Source organism: Streptococcus sp. 23.2 (assembly GCF_016648665.1).
Classification (GTDB): domain Bacteria; phylum Bacillota; class Bacilli; order Lactobacillales; family Streptococcaceae; genus Streptococcus; species Streptococcus salivarius_E.
This window is the reverse complement of the sequence record NZ_JACLQJ010000017.1, coordinates 14,363-35,293: the sequence shown is the minus strand read 5'-3', so window position 1 is coordinate 35,293 and position 20,931 is coordinate 14,363. Positions and strand designations below refer to the sequence as shown.

General features: G+C 39.7%; 21 protein-coding genes and 1 CRISPR repeat array. Of the genes, 6 read left to right on the top strand and 15 right to left on the bottom strand.

Features of this window, described 5'->3' with window-relative positions; all coding sequences use genetic code 11:
* The first annotated feature begins 105 nt into the window (after positions 1 to 105).
* Positions 106 to 390 carry a hypothetical protein gene (locus tag H7T98_RS08895; protein WP_037603900.1) on the top strand — a complete coding sequence of 95 codons (285 nt, stop codon included), beginning with the start codon at positions 106 to 108 and terminating at the stop codon, positions 388 to 390.
* A 95-nt stretch (positions 391 to 485) separates the two neighbouring features.
* Entirely contained in the window at positions 486 to 1,025 is a 540-nt protein-coding gene (locus H7T98_RS08890; protein ID WP_014634210.1) for a biotin transporter BioY, read from the top strand.
* Positions 1,026 to 1,070: 45 nt separating this feature from the next.
* Here the strand turns inward: H7T98_RS08890 and H7T98_RS08885 are convergent, their stop codons facing one another.
* The 3 genes from H7T98_RS08885 to H7T98_RS08875 form a co-directional block, all read right to left on the bottom strand.
* Positions 1,071 to 1,388: a CHY zinc finger protein gene (locus H7T98_RS08885; protein WP_014634209.1), complete on the bottom strand. Its 318-nt coding sequence runs from the start codon at positions 1,386 to 1,388 to the stop codon at positions 1,071 to 1,073.
* Positions 1,388 to 2,674 carry a peptidase U32 family protein gene (locus H7T98_RS08880; RefSeq protein ID WP_004182776.1) on the bottom strand — a complete coding sequence of 429 codons (1,287 nt, stop codon included), beginning with the start codon at positions 2,672 to 2,674 and terminating at the stop codon, positions 1,388 to 1,390. The genes H7T98_RS08885 and H7T98_RS08880 overlap by 1 nt, the downstream gene beginning before the upstream one ends.
* A gap of 95 nt (positions 2,675 to 2,769) precedes the next feature.
* Entirely contained in the window at positions 2,770 to 3,699 is a 930-nt protein-coding gene (locus H7T98_RS08875; RefSeq protein WP_041826657.1) for a peptidase U32 family protein, read from the bottom strand.
* 248 nt (positions 3,700 to 3,947) lie between these two features.
* On the opposite strand from H7T98_RS08875, the gene H7T98_RS08870 reads away from it, so the two are divergent.
* Positions 3,948 to 4,244, top strand: a complete 297-nt coding sequence (locus H7T98_RS08870) for a DUF3270 domain-containing protein (protein ID WP_179968733.1) — start codon at positions 3,948 to 3,950, stop codon at positions 4,242 to 4,244.
* A 56-nt stretch (positions 4,245 to 4,300) separates the two neighbouring features.
* On the opposite strand, the gene H7T98_RS08865 is transcribed toward H7T98_RS08870, so the two are convergent.
* From H7T98_RS08865 to H7T98_RS08835, 7 genes are all read right to left on the bottom strand, one after another.
* Positions 4,301 to 4,741 (bottom strand): YtxH domain-containing protein, encoded by a 441-nt coding sequence (locus H7T98_RS08865; protein ID WP_179968732.1) that lies wholly within the window; start codon positions 4,739 to 4,741, stop codon positions 4,301 to 4,303.
* Between the two features lie 12 nt (positions 4,742 to 4,753).
* Positions 4,754 to 5,152: a DUF948 domain-containing protein gene (locus H7T98_RS08860; protein WP_179968731.1), complete on the bottom strand. Its 399-nt coding sequence runs from the start codon at positions 5,150 to 5,152 to the stop codon at positions 4,754 to 4,756.
* A gap of 124 nt (positions 5,153 to 5,276) precedes the next feature.
* On the bottom strand, positions 5,277 to 6,068 hold the full coding sequence (gene lgt, locus H7T98_RS08855; protein WP_155198149.1) for a prolipoprotein diacylglyceryl transferase: 792 nt from the start codon (positions 6,066 to 6,068) through the stop codon (positions 5,277 to 5,279).
* The gene (hprK, locus tag H7T98_RS08850) at positions 6,068 to 6,997 is read right to left on the bottom strand and encodes an HPr(Ser) kinase/phosphatase (protein ID WP_155198148.1); all 930 of its coding nucleotides are present in this window, start codon (positions 6,995 to 6,997) and stop codon (positions 6,068 to 6,070) included. The genes lgt and hprK overlap by 1 nt, the downstream gene beginning before the upstream one ends.
* 126 nt (positions 6,998 to 7,123) lie before the next feature.
* A complete protein-coding gene (locus H7T98_RS08845) occupies positions 7,124 to 7,387 on the bottom strand; it encodes a PspC domain-containing protein (RefSeq protein ID WP_002885986.1) in 264 nt (87 codons plus the stop codon).
* A 65-nt stretch (positions 7,388 to 7,452) separates the two neighbouring features.
* The gene (locus H7T98_RS08840) at positions 7,453 to 7,893 is read right to left on the bottom strand and encodes a SprT family protein (RefSeq protein ID WP_002890560.1); all 441 of its coding nucleotides are present in this window, start codon (positions 7,891 to 7,893) and stop codon (positions 7,453 to 7,455) included.
* Complete coding sequence (locus H7T98_RS08835; protein WP_014634201.1) at positions 7,880 to 10,012, bottom strand: Tex family protein; 2,133 nt, start codon at positions 10,010 to 10,012, stop codon at positions 7,880 to 7,882. The genes H7T98_RS08840 and H7T98_RS08835 overlap by 14 nt, the downstream gene beginning before the upstream one ends.
* Before the next feature lie 338 nt (positions 10,013 to 10,350).
* Between H7T98_RS08835 and H7T98_RS10215 the strand changes: the two genes are divergently transcribed.
* From H7T98_RS10215 to H7T98_RS08825, 3 genes are read left to right on the top strand one after another with little or no spacing between them, the layout of a single operon-like run.
* A complete protein-coding gene (locus H7T98_RS10215; protein ID WP_002885949.1) occupies positions 10,351 to 10,482 on the top strand; it encodes an SPJ_0845 family protein in 132 nt (43 codons plus the stop codon).
* Between the two features lie 5 nt (positions 10,483 to 10,487).
* The gene (locus H7T98_RS08830) at positions 10,488 to 11,390 is read left to right on the top strand and encodes a permease (protein WP_070850391.1); all 903 of its coding nucleotides are present in this window, start codon (positions 10,488 to 10,490) and stop codon (positions 11,388 to 11,390) included.
* Entirely contained in the window at positions 11,390 to 12,205 is an 816-nt protein-coding gene (locus H7T98_RS08825; protein WP_014634199.1) for a TIGR03943 family putative permease subunit, read from the top strand. The genes H7T98_RS08830 and H7T98_RS08825 overlap by 1 nt, the downstream gene beginning before the upstream one ends.
* Before the next feature lie 41 nt (positions 12,206 to 12,246).
* Positions 12,247 to 13,072: direct repeats of the CRISPR family, unit length 36 nt; unit sequence GTTGTACAGTTACTTAAATCTTGAGAGTACAAAAAC.
* A 63-nt stretch (positions 13,073 to 13,135) separates the two neighbouring features.
* Here H7T98_RS08825 and csn2-St read toward each other — a convergent pair.
* The 5 genes from csn2-St to H7T98_RS08800 form a co-directional block, all read right to left on the bottom strand.
* Positions 13,136 to 14,188 (bottom strand): CRISPR-associated protein Csn2-St, encoded by a 1,053-nt coding sequence (gene csn2-St, locus H7T98_RS08820; RefSeq protein WP_014634197.1) that lies wholly within the window; start codon positions 14,186 to 14,188, stop codon positions 13,136 to 13,138.
* On the bottom strand, positions 14,185 to 14,508 hold the full coding sequence (gene cas2, locus H7T98_RS08815) for a CRISPR-associated endonuclease Cas2 (protein ID WP_002946754.1): 324 nt from the start codon (positions 14,506 to 14,508) through the stop codon (positions 14,185 to 14,187). Before cas2 ends, csn2-St begins: the two co-directional genes overlap by 4 nt.
* Before the next feature lies 1 nt (position 14,509).
* Positions 14,510 to 15,421: a type II CRISPR-associated endonuclease Cas1 gene (gene cas1, locus H7T98_RS08810; protein ID WP_014634196.1), complete on the bottom strand. Its 912-nt coding sequence runs from the start codon at positions 15,419 to 15,421 to the stop codon at positions 14,510 to 14,512.
* Between the two features lie 176 nt (positions 15,422 to 15,597).
* Positions 15,598 to 18,963: a type II CRISPR RNA-guided endonuclease Cas9 gene (cas9, locus tag H7T98_RS08805; RefSeq protein ID WP_175057495.1), complete on the bottom strand. Its 3,366-nt coding sequence runs from the start codon at positions 18,961 to 18,963 to the stop codon at positions 15,598 to 15,600.
* A 141-nt stretch (positions 18,964 to 19,104) separates the two neighbouring features.
* Positions 19,105 to 20,766 (bottom strand): SulP family inorganic anion transporter, encoded by a 1,662-nt coding sequence (locus H7T98_RS08800; RefSeq protein ID WP_145516280.1) that lies wholly within the window; start codon positions 20,764 to 20,766, stop codon positions 19,105 to 19,107.
* Between the last annotated feature and the right edge of the window lie 165 nt (positions 20,767 to 20,931).

The window sequence follows — 20,931 nt, the reverse complement described above, 5'->3', positions numbered from 1 at the left end:
TTATTCGTTTTTTTCTGTGAAAATTGTCTGTTTTAGAATGAAGTTATCCACAAAAATTCACCTTTCATGCTATAATTATTTTATCAAGAAACGAGGGAAATGACCATGATAAACTTTTTAGAAGCCGTAAAGCATCAGCTTCATCAGTTTGTGGAAATAGGTCACAGCAAACCTGTCCACCTAATGCAGAATCAACTTATTAACGATATCTATCATGCTATTGATCATAATCAAATGGTCATGCTGACATCCAATCAGAAGACCTATAAGGGCTACATCAACCGTTATGACAGGGAGCGACAAGCCATCTTTATCGAGCAGGATAAGATCATCAGCATGATTGAACTTGATGAAATCAAACGTCTAAAAATCATATCACAACGAGGTTAAGTTTATCAGTTAACCTCGTTTTATTATTAGGTTGACTTTTTCGAAACCACTTGCTATAATAAGTTAACTATTTATTTACGAAAGGTTAACTAAAAATGACACAAAATCGTACACTGTCACTTATTCTTCCAGCTTTTGGTGCTGCCATCATTGCTGCCCTAGCTCAAATTGTTATTCCTATCGGTGCAGTTCCCATTACTCTGCAAACTTTTGCTGTCGGACTTGTTGCTGCTATCCTTAAGCCAAGAGAGGCGACACTTGCTGCTACCCTCTACCTGATTCTAGGCGCCATTGGTCTACCAGTTTTTGCAGGTGGAGGCGGTGGGCTCCAATCCTTCTTTGGACCTTCAGCTGGCTATTTGTTGGCCTATCCATTTTTCGCCTTTGTCACTTCAAAACTAACTCATGCTGAGACTCCTATCTGGAAAATCTTTGTGGCTTTTGTTTTGGGAGATGCACTTGTCTTTGTTGGTGGTATCCTCAGCCTGCACTTTCTCGGAAAAATGGGATGGTCTGCAGCTGTAGCTGTTGGCTTGACACCCTTTATTATTCCTGACCTCTTAAAAGGTCTCATCGTCGCTTTGGTGACTAAGCCAGTCTTAAAAGCTCTTAAAAATCATAGTTACTTTAACTAAAAAAGATTGAAGACTTTGTTCATGTGAACAGAATCTTCAATCTTTTTATTTTTCAAAATAAATATCATAGTGCTTTGAACAAGCTGGGTTGAAGGCACTGTGACAATTGGGACAAGCTTCTACATCTTGATACTCCTCAATTGTCATCTCATGCCTACAAACGCCACAGATAAGGACCTTGTCCTGCTTCAATTGACAAGGATAAGCTCGAAAGCTATGTTTCTCTAAGCAATCATGACACTGATAACAGGCATAATACTTCTGGCACTCGAAGCATTTTAGGGCAACTATATCTAGTGGAGAATGGTAGTGTTGACACCTACTCTGATCATCTACCAGGAGCCCATTGATTTGACTTGTCATTAGGCACGAACAGTTTTGCTTGAACCGTCTTTTTGGTAGAGGTTAATCAAACCTTCTTTAGTTGAACGAATCATGTCACCAGGTTTAACTTCTTGTGGCACGGTAATTGTAAGAAGTTCCATTGGGTTTGGTGCACGATCAATTTTGTTACCATTAGCATCGTGAAGGTCTTTAATATCACATTCAAAATGACGGAAGCCTGGTCCGTAGAATTCAACGTGGTCACCTTCGAGAATAACGTTACGTTGACGGATTGTAGCTGTCATAGTGGCTGGATCAAAGTCTACTACTTCACCAACGAATTTGTATTGTGGAATCTTACGACGAGCACCAAAGAGTTGCTCGTTTTCTGTTGGTGTCTTGTAGTAGAAACCTGTTGCCAATTCACGTTGGGCAACTTTCCAGAGTTCGTTAATCAAATCATCTTTGATGGCGTAGAAGGCTTCTGCACTTTCCATGTAAGCGTCACAAGCAGCCTTGTAGCAGTTAGCAACTGTTGATACATAGTGGACAGATTTCATACGACCTTCGATTTTAAGGCTGTCAACGCCATTATCGATAAGGTCTGGGATATTTTCAATCATACACATGTCAACGGCTGACATTGAGTATTCTTCAGGAACTTCACCGTGGATACTCTTTCGCTCTTGGCCGAATGGCATGTCGTAAAGATCATATTTCCAACGGCATGACTGTGAGCAACCTCCACGGTTGGCATCACGGTCTGACATGTGGTTAGAAAGGGTACAGCGACCTGAGTATGAGATACACATAGCACCATGGACAAAGGCCTCAATTTCAAGGTCCGTACGTTTACGGATTTCAGCCAATTCCTCCATAGTAACCTCACGTGCCAAAACAACACGGGTCAAGCCATACTGTTTCCAAAAATGGAAGGTTTCAACGTTTGTCGCAGATGCTTGCGTTGACAAGTGGATATTAAGTCCTGGAGCGTAGGTTGAACAGATTTCAATCAAGGCTGGGTCAGATACGATAACGGCATCGAGTCCCATATCACGCAATTCACGGAACCACTCACCAGCTCCTTTTTCATTTCCTTCATGGGTAACCATGTTTGAAGCGACGTGCACATCAACACCACGTGCGTGAGCATATTCGATACCTTCACGAAGCTCATCCATGGTAAAGTTTCCGGCACGGCTACGCAAACCATAGGCTTGTCCACCAACGAAAACAGCATCTGCGCCGTAATTTACAGCGACTTTCAATTTTTCCAAAGTCCCAGCAGGTACCAAAACCTCTGGGCGTTTTTTAGTTGTAGTCATAATTTCTCCAATTTGCAAGATTGTCGATTTTTGTTTTTAGAAGTCTCCTTCGTTCCCTGAAAATGGAAAACTCTCAAACGAAAGAGGAAGGGTTATTATTTTACACGGTCAGGTTCATAATCATAGAAACCTGTGTCCAAACCACGGTTGGCTGGGTGTAATTTATGAATAGCCTCATCAAAGAGGAAGGCTTGATCTTGTGAAAATTCGCCAGCCTCGATGAGGTCACGAGCCTTCACAAAATACTCAGTGATTTTTACGAAGTTTTCACCTGGGCAATAAACACCGTCCAACTTCCAGTGGTCAAAACCATGTTCAACGAGCTCTGAAAGTTTAGTCATCATATCCAAGTCATTATTGGCAAAGATATGTGTTCCATGCAAGTCTTCGTAAACTGAGTAGTGAGAATCTGGGTCACCAGGCTCAGAAAGGAAGAGGTCACGTTCTTTGGTAACAGCTTCATCCGTTTTGATAAAGTTGTAGTAGTTTTGAAGAAGCGGACGTTTAGAGTGGTGAATGATACTTGCACCGTAAACCAAAACCTCGGCTGGAATTTGCAGATTTTCAGCCATGATGAAGAGTTCCGCAGACGGAATTTCACGAGCCAAAACAGCTTCAGAAGCTCCAGCTTGTTTGCCCCAGAAATTAATCTGACGGCTAGAGGTTACCATGGTTGAAGCATCATAAATCATTTTGAAGGGACGTTTGTCACGGTTACAGATGTAGAAAACCCCTGCATCACCAACCGTGATGTAATCTGCCTTGATTTCTTCAAGAAAATCAAGGTAGTCTGGAAGAGCATCCATCATACCTTGGTGCATGAGGGCGTTAACGGCAACAGTCAATTCCTTGCCAGACTCATGTACCAGCTCTGCAATCTTTCGCATCTCTGCGAATGAAAAAGGCTTAGGCAAACGAAGGCCAAAAGCTTTTTCGCCGATGTAAATACGATCTACGCCAAGTTCTAGGAGCTCACGTGCCTGCTCGTAGCTCTCAGCAGTCGCTGTAATCACTATTTTTTCCATAACTCACATTATAGCACAAATGATTTGATTTTTTTAGAATTTTTAGGTTCAAATATCAGTATCTAAATATTTTAAAATAGTTTTTTAATACTATAATTTTCACAAAAATCAAAAAAAACTTTGCAATATAAAATTTTTATGGTATTATTAATGAGATTCTAAATAGTGAAATACTGACTAAGTATTTTAACCTACACGAAAAAGTGGTTTAGGTATGTTTAGGTATTTTATATAGAAAGGAGGCAGACATGGCTGACAACTTACACCGTCAATTTGATCACATTGAAGATTTCGAGACTGAGCATCCTCAAACGACGAATTATCAAGATTATCAAGGTCTAAATAGTAATAGTATTAAGCTACAAGATATGATTTTCTTTGGACGTATCTCAAGCTTCTGTGTTTCAACAGTCCTAGTTGCCTTCCTTTTCTTAGTAGCACAGGTGGCTACCTTCTGGGCCTTCTTCTGGGCTATTACCATTAGCGTCATTGGTCAGATAGGCATTTATGTCCTAATCGAATATTATAAAGAACAAAAACGTTGACTGCTGGTCAACGTTTTTTTCGTACTAAAAAAAGAAAGCATCATGTGCTTTCTTTATTATTTTACTTCTGCTGCTTCTTCAGAGATATCTTTAATATCAATGACGATATCATCAACGATAGCTTTTGTTTCTGCTTCAACGTCCGCTTGTTCAGGAGTTACTTGAGCTGTTTTCTCCTTGATAAGTTCAAAGCTTTCTTTTGCAAAGTCAGCAACTTGAGCTGTTTTTTCTTGAACGGTTTTTGTCAAATCATCTGCAGTGATTTCACCATTTTCAAATTTTGTTTTGTAGTCTTGGAAAGTATCGACTGCCAAATCTTTGTAGTCGCTAGCTTTTTCCACTACTTGATTTTGATAAGCTTTAGGATCTTCTTTGAATGAAGCGATTTCTTCATCGATACGTGATTTAACAGCTTTACCTTTTTCAGTTGTAAAGAAGTAAGCTGCCGCAGCTCCAGAAGCTGCACCAATGATTAGGATGTTTAAAAATTTACTCATGAAAAGACCTCCTTATTTTTTCTTGTCTTTTTTACCAAATAGTTTTGAAGCAACTTTACCGATAGTAAAGGCTGAACCCGCCTTACCGACACTTGCTCCTGCTGCACTTGCTTTAGCACCGAGGTAACGAGCTTCAGTATTCAAGTCAGAAACACTTTCTGAAAGCTCAGCCACTGCTACAAAGAGAGGATCGATTGTTTGAACTTTTTCATTAACATCTTCAACCAAGACGTTTGCCTTAGCCAAGATTTCATTTGTTTGATGAAGGGTTACATTAATGTCTGTACGAAGCACAGCAACTGTTTCTTCAACTTCTTTGACCACATGACGTGTACGAAGTAGGGTAGGGATCAATGCAATGAGGAACGCAGCAAGTGCGATTGCGATAATAAGAAATGCAATTTCTGCCATAGTTTAGAACTCCTTTGACCTTTTTAAAAGGTCGCTACAAGAAAACTGAAGTAAACTCTCCAGTTTCCAGTGACCTTTGTTATGATAACTTTCATTATATTATAACAAAGTCTGAGCTATATGACTAGTTTTTCATTTTATAATCTGCCTCTGGACGTTGCTTTCGTAAATAGAGCAAGATAGCACCCAAGATGATAATGGCGATGCTGACCCATTGAGAAACACGCAAGCCAGCAAACATGAGGCTATCGGTACGCATGCCTTCAATGACAAAACGTCCAAGACCATACCAGATAAGGTAAAATGAGGTCACATCTCCTTGACGTAGTTTCTTATTAAAGCGTCTTAGTCCTAGGATAGTGATAAATCCGACTAAGTTCCAGAGACTTTCATAAAGAAAGGTCGGTACACGATAACTCCCATCAATGAACATCTGCTGGCGAATAAATTCTGGGACATAATTCAGATGACTAACTGCTCTTCCGTAAGCCTCTTGGTTAACAAAGTTTCCCCAGCGACCGATACTCTGAGCAATCATAACGCCAGGTGCCGCGATATCTAGAAAATCCAAGACAGCAATGGCATGACGTTTCGAAAACCAATAGAGGACAGCTGCACCAGCAATCAAGCCACCATAAATGGCAATTCCGCCATTCCAAATCGCAAAAATTTCTGAAGGATTCTGACTGTAGTAAGACCACTGGAAGATCACATAGTAGAGCCTTGCACCAACAATGGCTATAGGAAAGGCAAGAAGAATAAAATCTAGGATGTTTTCAGGGTCAATTCCCTTTTCGGGAGCCCAACGCTGAGCCAGATAAACGGCTAGTAAAAGACCAGATACGATACAGATGGCATACCAATGAATACTAATGGGGCCAATCCTTAGAGCAATAGGATCAATAGTAGCTAACATTAGTCTTCACCATTCTTACTAATGAGGTTGGTCAAGCGTTCCTCAAAGGTTTTGGTTGCATCAAATCCCATTTGCTTAGCACGGTAGTTCATAGCTGCAGCCTCGATAACAACTGATACGTTACGTCCTGTCTTAACAGGAATACGGACACGTGGAATCTTAACGCCTTGCAATTCTATTTCTTCGTTTCCGTTTCCAAGACGATCAAAGATCTTACCGTCTTCAAAATTTTCAAGATAAATGGCCAACTGAACTTGAGAGGAATTACGGACAGCACTAGCTCCGTAGAGACTCATGACATCAATGATACCAACCCCACGAATTTCAAGAAGATGGCGGAGGATTTCCGCGGGCTCACCCCAGAGAGTCTCCTCATCCTTAGCATAAACATCCACACGGTCGTCAGCGACAAGACGGTGACCACGTTTCACCAACTCAAGCCCTGTCTCACTCTTACCGATGCCAGAGTCTCCTTGAATAAGAACTCCCATCCCGTAGATATCTACCAAAACACCATGGACACTAGTTCGTTCAGCTAATTGCGAGTTAAGATACCAAGACATGTCACCTGAAAGCGACGATGTGCCGTTTCGTCCTTGAAGAACTGCTACACCATTTTCCTTAGCAGCTCGAAGCATCTCTTCCGGAATCTCAAGACCACGCGCCACGATAACAGCTGGAGTTTCCGCTTTAAACATATTCGCAAAAACAGAATAACGGTTGTAATCAGTCATGGTTTTAAGGTAGGACCACTCCTTCATCCCAACCAACTGAAGTCGTTCAGGTGAATAATAGTCAAAATACCCCGTCATTTCTAAACCAGGACGAGAGATATCAGCTGTTGTTATCGCTTTTGCCAAAAGCTCCTTATTTCCATAGACAACCTTGAGTTTAAGCCTATCAACCAGCATTTTAACAGTTACTGTCATGTTATTTCCTCCGATTATTTACTAGTTTCATTGTATCATAAAAAGGTTTTCAATGCGGTTCTCAAAGCAAAAAAGACCTATGACTAGCACTAAGGCCAATCATAGATCTTTTCTATTATAATTTACTCACCAATTCCACTCGTCTTCTACAGGTTCAGCGTTTTTACGTTTACGTCCATCCTTGAGTTTGATTTCGGGATAAATATCTTCTTTGTAAGGAAGGAGAAAGGCTAAAACCAAGTATAGAAAGATTCCAAACTGTGTTGAAACCATGAGAATGATAGCCAAGATACGAGCCAAAGCTAGGTCCCAACCAAACTTATCTGCCAAACCTGCAACAACACCGGCGACGAGTCTATTTTTTCGTGTTTTATAAAAACGATTTGACATGGTCTTCTTCTCCCATCATTTCTTTGATTTAATTATATGATTTTTTTAAATTAAAAAAATCAGCCCTAGGACTGATTTAGAAAAATGAGCTTACCTCGACACAGACCGCATCCAAACTTCTGTGTATTGACACGGCGTTTGCGACGGTAGATATGACCACAAGATTGGCACTGATAGAGGTAGTACTTCTCCTTTTGACCTTGCATCTTTGGAGCGTATCTAAGGCCTTCAACCTTGGCTAGTAAGTCCTTAAAATCTCTATCAACATGCTTGTAGCCCTTACCTTGAAAATAAAGGTGATAATGACAAAGCTCGTGGCGGACGATTTTTCGAAAGGTCTCAAGACCATGTTCCTCATAGAGTTTTGGATTGAAATCTAAGTGTCCATCCTTGGGAAAGAACCGCCCTCCAGTGGTCCGGAGACGCTTGTTCCACAAGGCTTGATGTTTAAATTCCCAGCCAAAATCTTCTATAGAAACAGTCTTAACATAATCAGTTAGATTCACGTGGATTCACCAAGGAGAGGTTAAGTTTTTCATGCTCCAAATCAACTTTTGATACCCACACGGTAACCAAATCCCCAACAGAAACGACCTGACTTGGGTGGTTAACGAAGCTCTTGCTCATCTCAGAGATATGGATAAGTCCATCCTCATGGACACCGATATCCACAAAGGCACCAAAGTCCACAACATTTCGGACTGTCCCTTCAAGTTTTTGTCCGACTGACAAGTCTTTGAGTTCAAGAACATCCTGACGAAGCACTGGTGCTTCAAAATCATCACGGAGGTCACGACCTGGTTTCAAAAGGTCAGCGATGATATCTTTAAGGGTTTCCTGACCAAGCCCTAGCTCTTCTGCTGTTTCTTTAAGATTAAGAGCCTTCAATTTCTCTTTGGCAGAGTCGTCCAAATCTGTGATATCCAACTGCTTGAAGAGGTCTTTTACCGCTGGGTAAGACTCTGGGTGGACCCCTGTATTATCCAAGATATTCTTGGCATTTGGGATACGGAGGAAACCAGCTGCTTGTTCGAAGGCTTTGGCACCGAGACGTGGAACTTTTTTGATTTCAGCACGTGATGCAATCTCACCATTTTCCTCACGGTAGGCGACGATATTTTCAGAGATGGTCTTGTTGAGTCCTGACACATGTGACAAGAGGGTACTACTTGCCGTATTGACATTGACACCGACTTGGTTAACCACGGTATCAACGACGAAATCAAGATTTTCAGACAGTTTCTTCTGGCTAACATCGTGCTGGTATTGGCCTACTCCGATTGATTTAGGGTCAATCTTAACCAACTCGGCCAATGGGTCTTGGAGACGACGGGCAATAGAAATGGCAGAGCGTTTTTCGACCGTCAAATCTGGAAACTCATGGCGAGCCAACTCTGATGCAGAGTAGACAGAGGCACCACTTTCATTGACAATGACATAAGAAGTTTCTGGGAAATCCTTGAGGACTTCTGCCACAAAAGCTTCACTTTCACGGCTTGCTGTTCCATTACCGATCGCAATAATCTCAATGGCATACTTTTTGATGAGGTCAGCCAAGTCTTTTTTAGCCTGTGCGATTTTAGCCTGACTTGCTGGAGCTACTGGATATATAACTTGCGTTGTAATGAGCTTACCAGTTTGGTCAACCACGGCCAACTTAGCCCCTGTACGAAAGGCTGGGTCAAAACCAAGTACCATCTTGCCTTTAAGTGGCGATACTAGAAGGAGGCTTCGAAGATTTTGAGAGAAAAGTTGAATAGCACCATCTTCTGCTGCTTCAGTCAATTCACTTCGGATACGACGCTCCATAGCTGGAATGATTTTCTTCTTGAGAGATTGATTGATAACTTCCTCGATATAGTCATTTTTTTGTTTGAAACGAGCACTGTAGAAACGGTGCATTTTCTCAAGATTGTGCTTAAAGCTTACCTTGATAACGCCTAGTTTCTCCCCACGGTTAAGGGCTAACGTACGGTAACCTTGAAGTTTAGACACCTTGTCCTCAAAATCATAGTAAATCTTGAAAATTTCTTTTTCATCCAGCGATTGATCCTTGAGGGTTGAAGTGATGTCACTGTTGTTCCAGATTTCGTTGTAGGTCCAAGAGCGCAAGCTATTGTCCTCAGAAAAGGCCTCAACCAAAATATCCACAGCACCCGCAAGAGCCTTATCAGCTGTTGGAAAGGCTTCAGATGTCAGCTTTTCAGCTTCAGCCTTGAGGTTTGGACTATTTTGCAAGATAAGACGAGCCAAGGGGAAAAGACCTGCTTCACGGGCAACCGTCGCCTTGGTGCGGCGTTTTTCCTTATAGGGAAGGTAGAGTTCTTCCACGTCTGCCAACTTTTCAGCCGCTTCAATGGCTGCCTTGAGTTGGTCAGTCAATTTACCCTGAGCCTCAATCTTGGCCAGAACCGTTTCCTTACGGTCTTGAAGAGTAGTCAAGGACTTGTCCATATCAATGATAGCCTTGATTTGCGTTTCATCCAGATTGCCTGTTTTTTCCTTACGGTAACGGGCAATGAAAGGAATGGTATTGCCTTCTGCGGTCAATTCCAAAACTGTTTCAACTTGTTGTTTTTTTAGGCCCAATTCCTGAGCCAATGTCTCTAAATTACGATTTTCCATAAGTTCTATTATACCACGATAGGAGATTTGCTTGGGTAGAAAACCTTGTAGCTGAAGCGAGAATTTTTAAGCAAGAGGTAGTATAATAGAAAGGTAAACCTATTGTTAGGGGCTATTTCTTTCGGAAAATAGATGCATCTTCCTAGAAGCAGAGCTTCTTCGGCCGATGCCCTCTTTTCTGTCAGAAATAACGCCCTTAGTATCTTTTGTAACTGAACTCGGGCTATTTCTTTCGGAAAATAGATGCATCTTCCTAGAAGTAGAGCTTCTTCGTCTGATGCCCTAATTTTCTGTCAGAAATAACGCCCTTAGTATCTTAATTAACTCGGAGGCTTTTTATGGCGGTTATTCAGAAAAAAACAAATGAACTTGAAAGCATGATGGCATCTTTTGCGGCTATCCCTGATTTTGAAAAGGCGGGAACTGATCCTAAGAAGGACAAACGTCTTCAAGAAGATAAGAAGAAATAATTTTTATGGCTATTTTTCATCAACTACCAGATAGCGTTTTGCAGCTTCTGGCAGTTTTTCTATCTATTATTATCGAAGCCCTGCCCTTTGTTTTGTTGGGAAGTATTCTGTCTGGCTTTATCGAAGTCTTCGTGACCCCTGAAAAGGTACAAAACTTCCTGCCGAAAAACAAGGTCCTGGCTATTCTCTTTGGAACTCTAATTGGTTTTATTTTCCCTTCTTGTGAGTGTGGGATTGTTCCCATTATCACGCGCTTTTTAGAGAAAAAAGTGCCTAGCTACACAGCTATTCCTTTCATGGCAACAGCTCCTATCATCAATCCAGTCGTTCTCTTTGCGACCTATACGGCCTTTGGGAACTCTTGGTACTACGTAATTTTACGTTTTCTCGGAGCTTTCTTGATTGCCATGATTTTGGGAATTTTGCTCGGCTTTGTGGTGGATGACCAGATTCTTAAGGACAATCGTAAGGTCAGTCATGTGCACGACTATAGTGATTTGTCAGCTGGTAAGAAAGTTTTTCAAGCCTTGATTCATGCGGTAGATGAATTTTTCGACACTGGGCGTTACCTGATTTTCGGGAGCCTGGTGGCCGCAGGGATGCAGACCTACCTACCGACCCGTATTCTTACGACAATCGGGCACAATTCGGTGACAGCCATCCTCATCATGATGCTTTTGGCCTTTATCCTCTCGCTTTGTTCAGAGGCGGATGCCTTTATCGGGGCTTCCTTGCTCTCTAGTTTTGGAGTGGCACCAACGGTGGCCTTTCTCATCATCGGTCCTATGGTTGATATCAAGAACCTAATCATGATGAAACACCAGTTTAAGACACGCTTTGTTGGTCTCTTCGTAGGAACCGCAAGTCTGGTAACAATCATTTACTGTCTGATATTGGGGGTGATTTAATGTTACGTTTTCTCATCTTATCTGGGTATTTTGAGCTGGTCATGTACTTACAAGTTTCTGGCAAGCTCAACCAGTACATTAATATCCACTACTCCTACTTGGCTTACATTTCCATGGTGCTCTCCTTCATCCTCGCTGTGGTTCAACTCATTGTTTGGATGAAGCAAATGAAGGTTCACTCGCATTTGTCAGGTCGAGTAGCCAAGGTAGCCAGCATCGTTCTCTTGGCCTTTCCAGTCCTTACGGGGCTCTTGGTGCCAACAGTGACCCTAGATGCCAATACCGTATCAGCTAAGGGTTATCATTTTCCACTGGCGGCAGGGAGTGATCCTAATCAGGCCGACCAAGAGGGAACGACCATCCAGTACTTGAAGCCGGACACTAGCTCCTACTTCACCTCCTCTGCTTATGAGAAGGAGATGACCAAGGAACTAGCCAAGTACAAGGGACGTGAGACCATCCAGATTACCACGGAAAATTACATGGAAGTCATGGAGCTCATCTACCTCTATCCTAACGATTTCGTGGGCAAGAAGGTCACCTATACCGGCTTTGTTTACAATGACCCACAGACCAAGGGTTATCAGTTCATCTTCCGTTTCGGTATTATCCACTGTATCGCCGATTCAGGTGTTTACGGACTGGCGACGAGAGGAAGTGACCAAACCTTCAAGGATAATACCTGGGTAAAAGTCACTGGTACCATCACTGTGGATTACTATCAAAATCTCAAACAGAGCCTTCCTATCCTCAATTTGACTGAGGTTAAAGAGGTCGGTCAGCCTGACAATCCCTATGTTTATCGCGTATTTTAAAAAGCCAAGTTCAGTTGAACTGGCTTTTTAAGTTGAATCAAACTGTACAGTTACTTAAATCTTAAGAGTACAAAAAACCTTGGAAAAAGTCAATTGCGCCAACAAAGTTGTACAGTTACTTAAATCTTGAGAGTACAAAAACAGAGTTAAATAGTATTGATTTTGATTTAGTGTTGTACAGTTACTTAAATCTTGAGAGTACAAAAACTGGTTCCTCTGGGATGTGCAATTCTGGCAAGTTGTACAGTTACTTAAATCTTGAGAGTACAAAAACTAAGTGCTGATACGTGACCAAAAATTCTTTGTTGTACAGTTACTTAAATCTTGAGAGTACAAAAACCTTGCTCACTCGGTCAGCAATCGCTTGACGTTGTACAGTTACTTAAATCTTGAGAGTACAAAAACAAATTGAATTATTTTATCCAGCTTGTCATTGTTGTACAGTTACTTAAATCTTGAGAGTACAAAAACCAAAACGGATGTCGTCAGTTAGGAATGCTTGTTGTACAGTTACTTAAATCTTGAGAGTACAAAAACACTTGGCTTAGGGATAATGACAAACATGTCGTTGTACAGTTACTTAAATCTTGAGAGTACAAAAACAAGTTGTGCAAGCTAGAAAACTGAAAGTAGGTTGTACAGTTACTTAAATCTTGAGAGTACAAAAACGCCATTCTTATCTCTGAGTCCGGTTGATTGGTTGTACAGTTACTTAAATCTTGAGAGTACAAAAACTCCGGTGTGGGTGCTTCACGTTTCTGTAAGGTTGTACAGTTACTTAAATCTTGAGAGTACAAAAACAGTGATGAGTTGGATTGAAGTAACCATCTTGTTGTACAGTTACTTAAATCTTGAGAGTACAAAAACCTCAAATGAAATTTTGACGTTTTTATACCCACATAGTGATTATAAAATCAATAACTGTCATTGTCAATTCTTACTTTCTAAAAATTTCTGTAAAAGTTTTTCATCAGATGTTTGTGGATATCTTATACGGTAATTAAAATGAAACAATTGATTTAAGATATTCAAAATTACTGAATCAACAAGTGAGAGACTAGGTTGTCTCGTCATTTTTGTTAACAAATAAGGCGTCACAGTCTCTAAGGACATCCTAAAACCGTCTCTCGTTGGAAAATTATTGCTTGGATAGTGTTTCGCCACACTTTCATACATAAACTCTACATCATACAAATGCTCCACCTGGTCAGATAAAATATTGACAAACCTACTATTTTCCTCATCAATCTTTAAATAGCATTGATCACTTGGAAATAAAATAAAGGTTAGGTTTGGATACTTTTTGACTAGTCGACCAATTTGCTTATAAAAACTATCATATGTTTCCACTGAAATAAAACTATCAATATTTTTTAGCACAATGAGATATTTCTCTGTTGTTTGTGACAGAAGACGGTCTAACATTTCTAAAAAGAGGGATAGTTTATCAGTATTAGAAACCCATTCAAAAGATAAATTCTTGTTCTCAATGGCAAAAAATGGGCTAAAATTTTTTGAAAGTAGTTGATCTAGTGTAAGAGGACGATTCTCTAAATGGTATTCCACCCTACCACTGTTTAAGTTGATATGCTGGTTCATTGCCCCTTCTATAAGCTCTACTTGTTCATTAATTTTCTCCAAATGGGCTACAATATCAACTTGATTGACAATTTTACCAAGGTAACCCTGAGCAAGTGTCCCTTTCTTATATTCCATCTGCTCAAGTAAATCCTTAAAACTTGAAATGTCGATATAGTGATAGCTACTTCGCTTCACTATTTCTCCAGACTCATCAAGTATAGTAGGTTCCTCATAATCAAAAATACTTAAGTCCTCACTTGAGTATTTTTTTTCACCAAAATACCAGCTCAAAATCTGCCAAATATAATATTTGAGTTCTTTATTTTGACCAACAATTTGAGTGATTGCACCAATATTCAATTCAATACGTTCCTTGTAAGGATGTTGTACAAAAAATTTCATATAACCACCAACTTATTATCACTGACGATTTCTTCTTGCTTAGTTTTGCCACCTATGATTAATGTCATCTCTGAAAATTGCTTTTCAGTAACCGCCAAAAGTCTTACATTTCCAGCAGGTAGATTGCTCATCTTTAGCTTCTTATAAAATTTATTTGCAAAGCTTCTATTAGGACAAGTGCGATAATAGACCGAAAATTGTAACATTTCAAACCCATTTGAAATTAATTCTTTACGAAAATTTCGATAGATTCTTTTTTCATCCTTGGATTCCATTGGCAAATCAAAAAAACATAATAACCTCAACGCTTCATACCTCATCTTATTTTCTCCACTCTAAACTTGATACCACTGGGCAGTGAAATTTACTGCTATCTTTTTCCGAAATATATTTGATAAAGCCTTTAACATACTTATCCATAGCAACTGTCACTGAGCATGTCTCTTTGCCATATTTGATTTTAGCATTGAGTAAGTCTGTCAATCCCAACCTATACTCATACTTAAGGAATTCCTGATCTCGTAGATTATCATAAACCCAAACATCTACAATCTGTCTAAATGGCTCCATTAAGTCATCAACCAAATTGAACTGATTGTATTCATTTTTATGGAAGATACCTAACAAACCGTTTAAACCATAACCCGCCACTATTCTAGCCATCTGAGCCCTCATGATAGCATAGCCATAGTTTAAGCCAGCATTTATGACATCTGCTTCTTGCTGGGTTACTCTGACAAATTGTTTACCAAAGAGTTCATTAAAGTAGACCTTGGCAGCATGGCCCTCTCTATTGGTTCTATCACCGGGTTCTATCTGCTCTTTATAGTCTGAAAGTAGTCTAATGTTGTCCAGACTTTTTTCAAACATGGCTAGGACATCCTCTTGGTTATTAATTTTATAGTATGTCACAATCTGCCATGCCTTGTCCTTTTGTTTCTGAGACCAGTCCATCTGTTCTTTCAATCGCTTGTAAGCTCTAAAATGCCCATTTTGTGAATGATAAATCCCTGTTGGTAGATGATCGTTATCACAAACAACTAAGGCAATGTTATATTTACTTAGGGCGCTTAATAATCGAAGGGTAACAACTGTATCCCCACCTTCAGCAACAATTATCGAAATATCACTAAGTGGCACCGTAAACTCTTGTCCCATCTTTTGCACTAACAAGTTATCAAGTTTTAAGCGCATCTTCTCACTTTGACTAACATGTACGACTCTCCAAGTCATTTCTTCTCCTTTTTAAATAACGAAAACACCCTGCCATAAAATGACAGGGTGTTGATTTCGGCATGAAGCCTTATCTTTGTAGCTTCTGCAAGATTTAAGTAACTGTGTAAGGCGTCCCTTACACGATAATTATAGTATATGATAACTATAATTGCAACACTTTTTAACAATTAATATTAAAAATCTAGCTTAGGCTTATCACCCTCATTTTTGATGATATGCTGATTCCCTAGGACATCCGTTCTTATTTTGTAAATGGAAATATTGGGTTTACTTACCCCTTTTTTACATTGTCCTCCTTTAGCAACAATTCCTAAAATTTTGATAAGCTCTTCATTATCATCAAATTTCTGTTTATCATAAGGTTTTAATTCTACATAATGTTTCACATTAGGCATGGTTCGAGAAAGAAAACGAAAAAGCTGTTGTTCTTTTGTTTCCGTATCTTTGATAAGCAACAAATCATTTTTATATAGTGTGAACTTAAATTCTGAATCAGAATCTACACCCTCTTTTATCTTAATGTCATTGTATTTTTCTTCGGAAATCTTATATGTTCCTGTCCCTTTCTCAAATTTTAGATCAGCATATTTCAATCCAAGGATTTCGTATTTTCCAGTAGTCTTATTGAAATAGACATCCGCTCTCCATGGAGAAACTGACTGCAAGACAACCTTATTGTTACTATTCTTTGGAGTGATATCAATATGATTACCTAACTTACTATCATAGTATTTAAGACTCTTGATTTCAGGACCATTGCCTTTTTTACTATATTTACGAATATAGCCATGGTCTTCTTTATATTTTAGGAAAGGATTACAAGGTACTTCTTTCCCTTTTTCATTCAGCTCCTTGTTAGGATAGTTCTCTAAAATTGGTTCGATAACTTTCTCAAAGGTTTGTGGATCGTGTCGATACATAAGGAATTTTGACTTATCTTTCTTATAAATCTTTATAAAAGCATCATAGCCAGTCTGGCTATAGATATCTTTAATTTTCCCTAAGACATAAGTTTCGTCTTTCTTATCTTTTCCTACTTTAGCCTGCCTTGTTGCGTAAATAGTGGCATCTGATATTTTACGATTAAACTTAGAATCCACTTGATATGAGAACAATATACTGTCTTCAAACTCTTTACTCTTCAATGTATCAACAAAATGTTGATAAGGAGCTTTGAATACAGATTCCTTGTATTCATCGTCACTAATAAGTTCACCTGTTTCAATATCAAGTAGTTGATCTTCTGAATAACTTACAAGGGTATTCTTTTGTTTCTTCCACAAATTCAACTGACTTGAAGCAGCAATAATCAATGCATCGACAGCATGGTGATGATAAGTATCACGAGTCTTCTCGATTCCCCAATGGCGTCTCAATTGAGATGTGAATTGACCACGAACCACGGAAACTTTTGTATCAGTCTTGTGAGCTCTAAAGTGTTCTTGAAGGGCATTGAGGACAACTCTTGAAGCGTATCTTGTATCTACAAGATTTCGTTCGATAAATTTCTTTCGAACATCAAATTTTGAAATATCCTCTTCTGTAAGAAGGTATTCTTTTTTCTTGTTTGAAAGTGCTTTTGAGTCACGTACAAAAGCTTTTAATTCACGGAAAGACCATGCATCATCCATGCTATCTAAAGCCTGATAAGGTGTTCGTTGTCCTTTTTCTTGGTTAGCAGTTGCATAAACCAAAACCTTATTGGCAAGGCTGTCATCGAAGGTGATCGAAAGAGGTAAAATATGATCTATTTCAAACTGATTAGGATTATTTATCAAATCATGGATTGAAATTGTCTTACCAGTATAAAGGCAACGTTCTCCTTGCTGGTGCCAAAGGCGAATTTTAGTCGCTAATTGCTTATGTCCATGGAAAACGCTATGTGGTAATTCAGCCTTTCCATTATATTGGTTGGCAGCCTTAAGCATTGCTGCACCTTTTTCATCTTTGTTGGCTTTTTGAATCTTTTGAATAGCTTTCTTTTCATCATCTTCATTCGTTTCTCGGGCCATTTCGATGACAATATTGTCAAAATCACCATACTCTTTGATTGCTGCATTTACTATTTTTATAGCTTGGCGAACAGACTTAGCAACAACAGGATTGTAGATTTCTTCAGTTAGTTGTTTCTCATCTATATATTTAGTTTTATTTGAAGACGAAGTTGTTTTTTGTTTTCCTAGTCGTTTCAGGATAGTCATTTGCTCTTCTGACGTCGCATACAATTCTGGAATTAATTCCATCATCAGTTTGACAGAAAAATTATGCCAGCTTTTTCCAAAAATGGAACTATTTGCTTTGCGGAATTGAACCAATTCGTCAACTTGCTCCTGATTAAAGGTCCCATCAGCAAACTCATGCTCTATCGCTTCTTGGATACCTTCCTTCTCCGTATTTAATGTTAAGACATAGGCTAATTTATCAAGTTCCTCTCTTACCATTTTCTTAACATCAAGGGTTTCAAGTGTCTTCATTTTTCGATAGGCTTCGAAAGTATGGATCTCAGCCTTATCTGATTTGTCGATACGGTATCCCTTGATATCTGCAACATCGCAAGAAAGTAGCTTAGCGATATATTTAAAGAGTTTCGCTGGACCCATTGCCTTTTCATTTTTGACATAATTAATGATTTGATTCTTCTGTTCTTCGCTCAACTTCTTGGTTTCTGTTGGAACTGTTAGATTGTTCAAATCATTTAACAAATTGAATTCTTGAGCCGTGTAGGATGCTTTTGCTGCTCTAAACTCTTCTGGATAAAATGTACATTTCCCGATTAGAATACCAAAAATATTGTCTAAAGTTTCTCCACTCGTTCTATAACGACCATAATCAGTCCGAGACTTTTCATTACCTGGTCCGTGATAATATTTACGTTTTCCAGTTAAAATTTCGAGATAACGATTAATAAATTCATCGGTAATCTGTGGATTAAATTCTTGTTGGGTTTGTAGTATTCTTAGCGCTTCTGCACGATAAGCTGATGTTGGAAAGACATTAATTAAGCGATGTTTTTTTCCATCTTCCTCAACAGTAAAATCACCACGTAATTGACCATATTTTTGGTAACGTTCCAACTGAATCTGTCCCGGTGTCTTAGTTTCTAATTGTTTACTATTTTCCTTAACAATTTGTGCATAGTCTCCTACTGATGAATTTCCGTCATCACTGGCATCATCAAGGTAACTAATCCCACGGTGTTTCACCATATTTTTAAGAGCGATAAATAATTCTTCATTAGACAATTCATCGATCAAGCCCTTAACTCGTATTTGATATGGGTTAAGATTGATTGAAACCTTCGTAAAATCGGTGATTAATCCACTTTCCTCAAATAGATGATTTAAACGAACTCTACGATGTTTTTTACGTCGTGTCAATCGTCTTCCTTGACGATTCGTTCTACGTACTACATTATTTTCCGCTTGGGCTGCTGGGAAGATGCGTGAGTTTTTATGGATAATTTCTCCCGTCACCTTATTAAGGATACCTACACCAACAGAACCTATACCGATATCAAGTCCTAAAACTAAGTCGCTCATTTAAGAATCTCCTTATGCTTTTTTCTAATATTTTACAATAATATCTGAAAATTCACAACATTATTTTGTTAGCACTGTTATTATTTTAAAAAGCCAAGTTCAGTTGAACTGGCTTTTTCTTCTTGTGCAAAATGGATTTGTCTAACCTTCTTTTGCTAGGGCTACTGCTTTTTCAAGGGCTTGGTCCGTCGACTCACAGATATTATCTGGTCCGATAGTCTGGATGAAGCCTGATTTTTCGAGAACTCGGTAGGGTTGGGCGTTAACGTGAGAAAGAAGCAAGGTCATGCCACGTTTTTGGCAGATAGCAAGCGTTTCCTCAAGGGCATCCAGACCAGAGATATCCATGGCTGGAACGTTGCGCATGCGTAGGATAAGGACATTCTTACCGTCGTCATTGATAACATTCAAGAAATTATTGGCTGCACCAAAGAAGAGGGCACCGAAGATTTCATATACGACTGCATTTTTAGGAACTTGTTTCAAGTCGCTGTCCTCAGACAATATAGGATCTTCTAGATTCCCCTTGTCCACCCACTGACGAATTTGAGCCACGTCTGACATGCGTTTGAGGAAGAGGAAGGCTGCTAGGACCATACCAAATTCGATGGCAACCACTAGGTCAAAGAAAACGGTTAAGATAAAGGTTACGATAAGGACTGCTACGTCACTCTTAGGAGCACGTTGAATCATACGAACAACAGTACGCCAACCGCTCATGTTATAACAGACAATCATTAGGATTGAGGCCAAACAGGTCATAGGAATCAATGAGGCATAAGGCATGAGAAAGAGTAAAATCAGAAGCAAGGTAAGGGCATGAACCATCCCCGCTACTGGTGTCCGTCCTCCATTTTTGACATTGGCTGCGGTACGGGCGATGGCACCCGTTGCAGGAATCCCGCCAAAGAGGGCTGACATGATATTCCCAACACCTTGGCCAATCAATTCAGCATTAGAGCGATGATTACCACCAATCATCCCGTCTGAAACAACGCAAGAAAGTAGGGATTCAATGGCTGCTAGTATGGCAATGGTGAAGGCTGGCGACATCATTTGACGAATCAAAGAAAATGATAGGTCAGGAACTGTGAAACTTGGAAGTCCTGCTTTGATGGTGTAAAGATCACCAATGGTTTTGACTGGCAGATGACCAAAAGCTACGATGGCTGTAGTCACAATAATTGCAACCAAAGACCCCGGAATTTTCTGAGAAAGGCGTGGCCAAAAGATTTGAATGACTAGGGCCAAGATACCAATTGCAAGTGTCGGCCAGCTAATACTTGAAAGATGCTTCCCATAAGCTAGAAGTTTTTCTAAGAACTCAGCTGGCACGGACTTCATCTCAAGGCCCAGGAAATCTTTAACCTGTCCAGCCACAATCCCAACAGCTATCCCCAAGGTAAAACCAAGTGTGATGGTTTTGGGAATGAACTTGATCAGGTCACCAAAACGCAGGAGCCCCATGATAATAAGCATGAGTCCCGCCATGAGCGTGGCAAGGGTCAAACCAGCCATACCATACTGGGCAATGATGCCATAGATGATGACAACGAAGGCTGCGGTAGGTCCACCAATCTGAACTCGACTACCTCCTAAGAAGGAAATAAAAAAGCCTGCAACTACTGCTGTGTAAAGACCTTGTTCGGGATTGACACCAGAGGCAATGGCAAGGGCAATCGACAAGGGCAGGGCAATGATAGCCACGATGACTCCTGCGATTAAGTCCTTAAGAAACTGGCCCTTAGAATAATTCCTGATGGTAGTGAAAAATTTGGGTGTGATATATTTTAAAGCGTCCATTTTTTCCTCCTAACTACTATCCTAAAACTCTTTAACTCAGTGAAATAACTCTTTTTCAATGAGTGTCAGACGCTTATCAATTTTACAATCTTATGATAGCATAGGAAAAGCTCATTTTCTAGGGGGTTGAGGGATTTAAAGCTATTATTTCAAGAATTTTTTAAC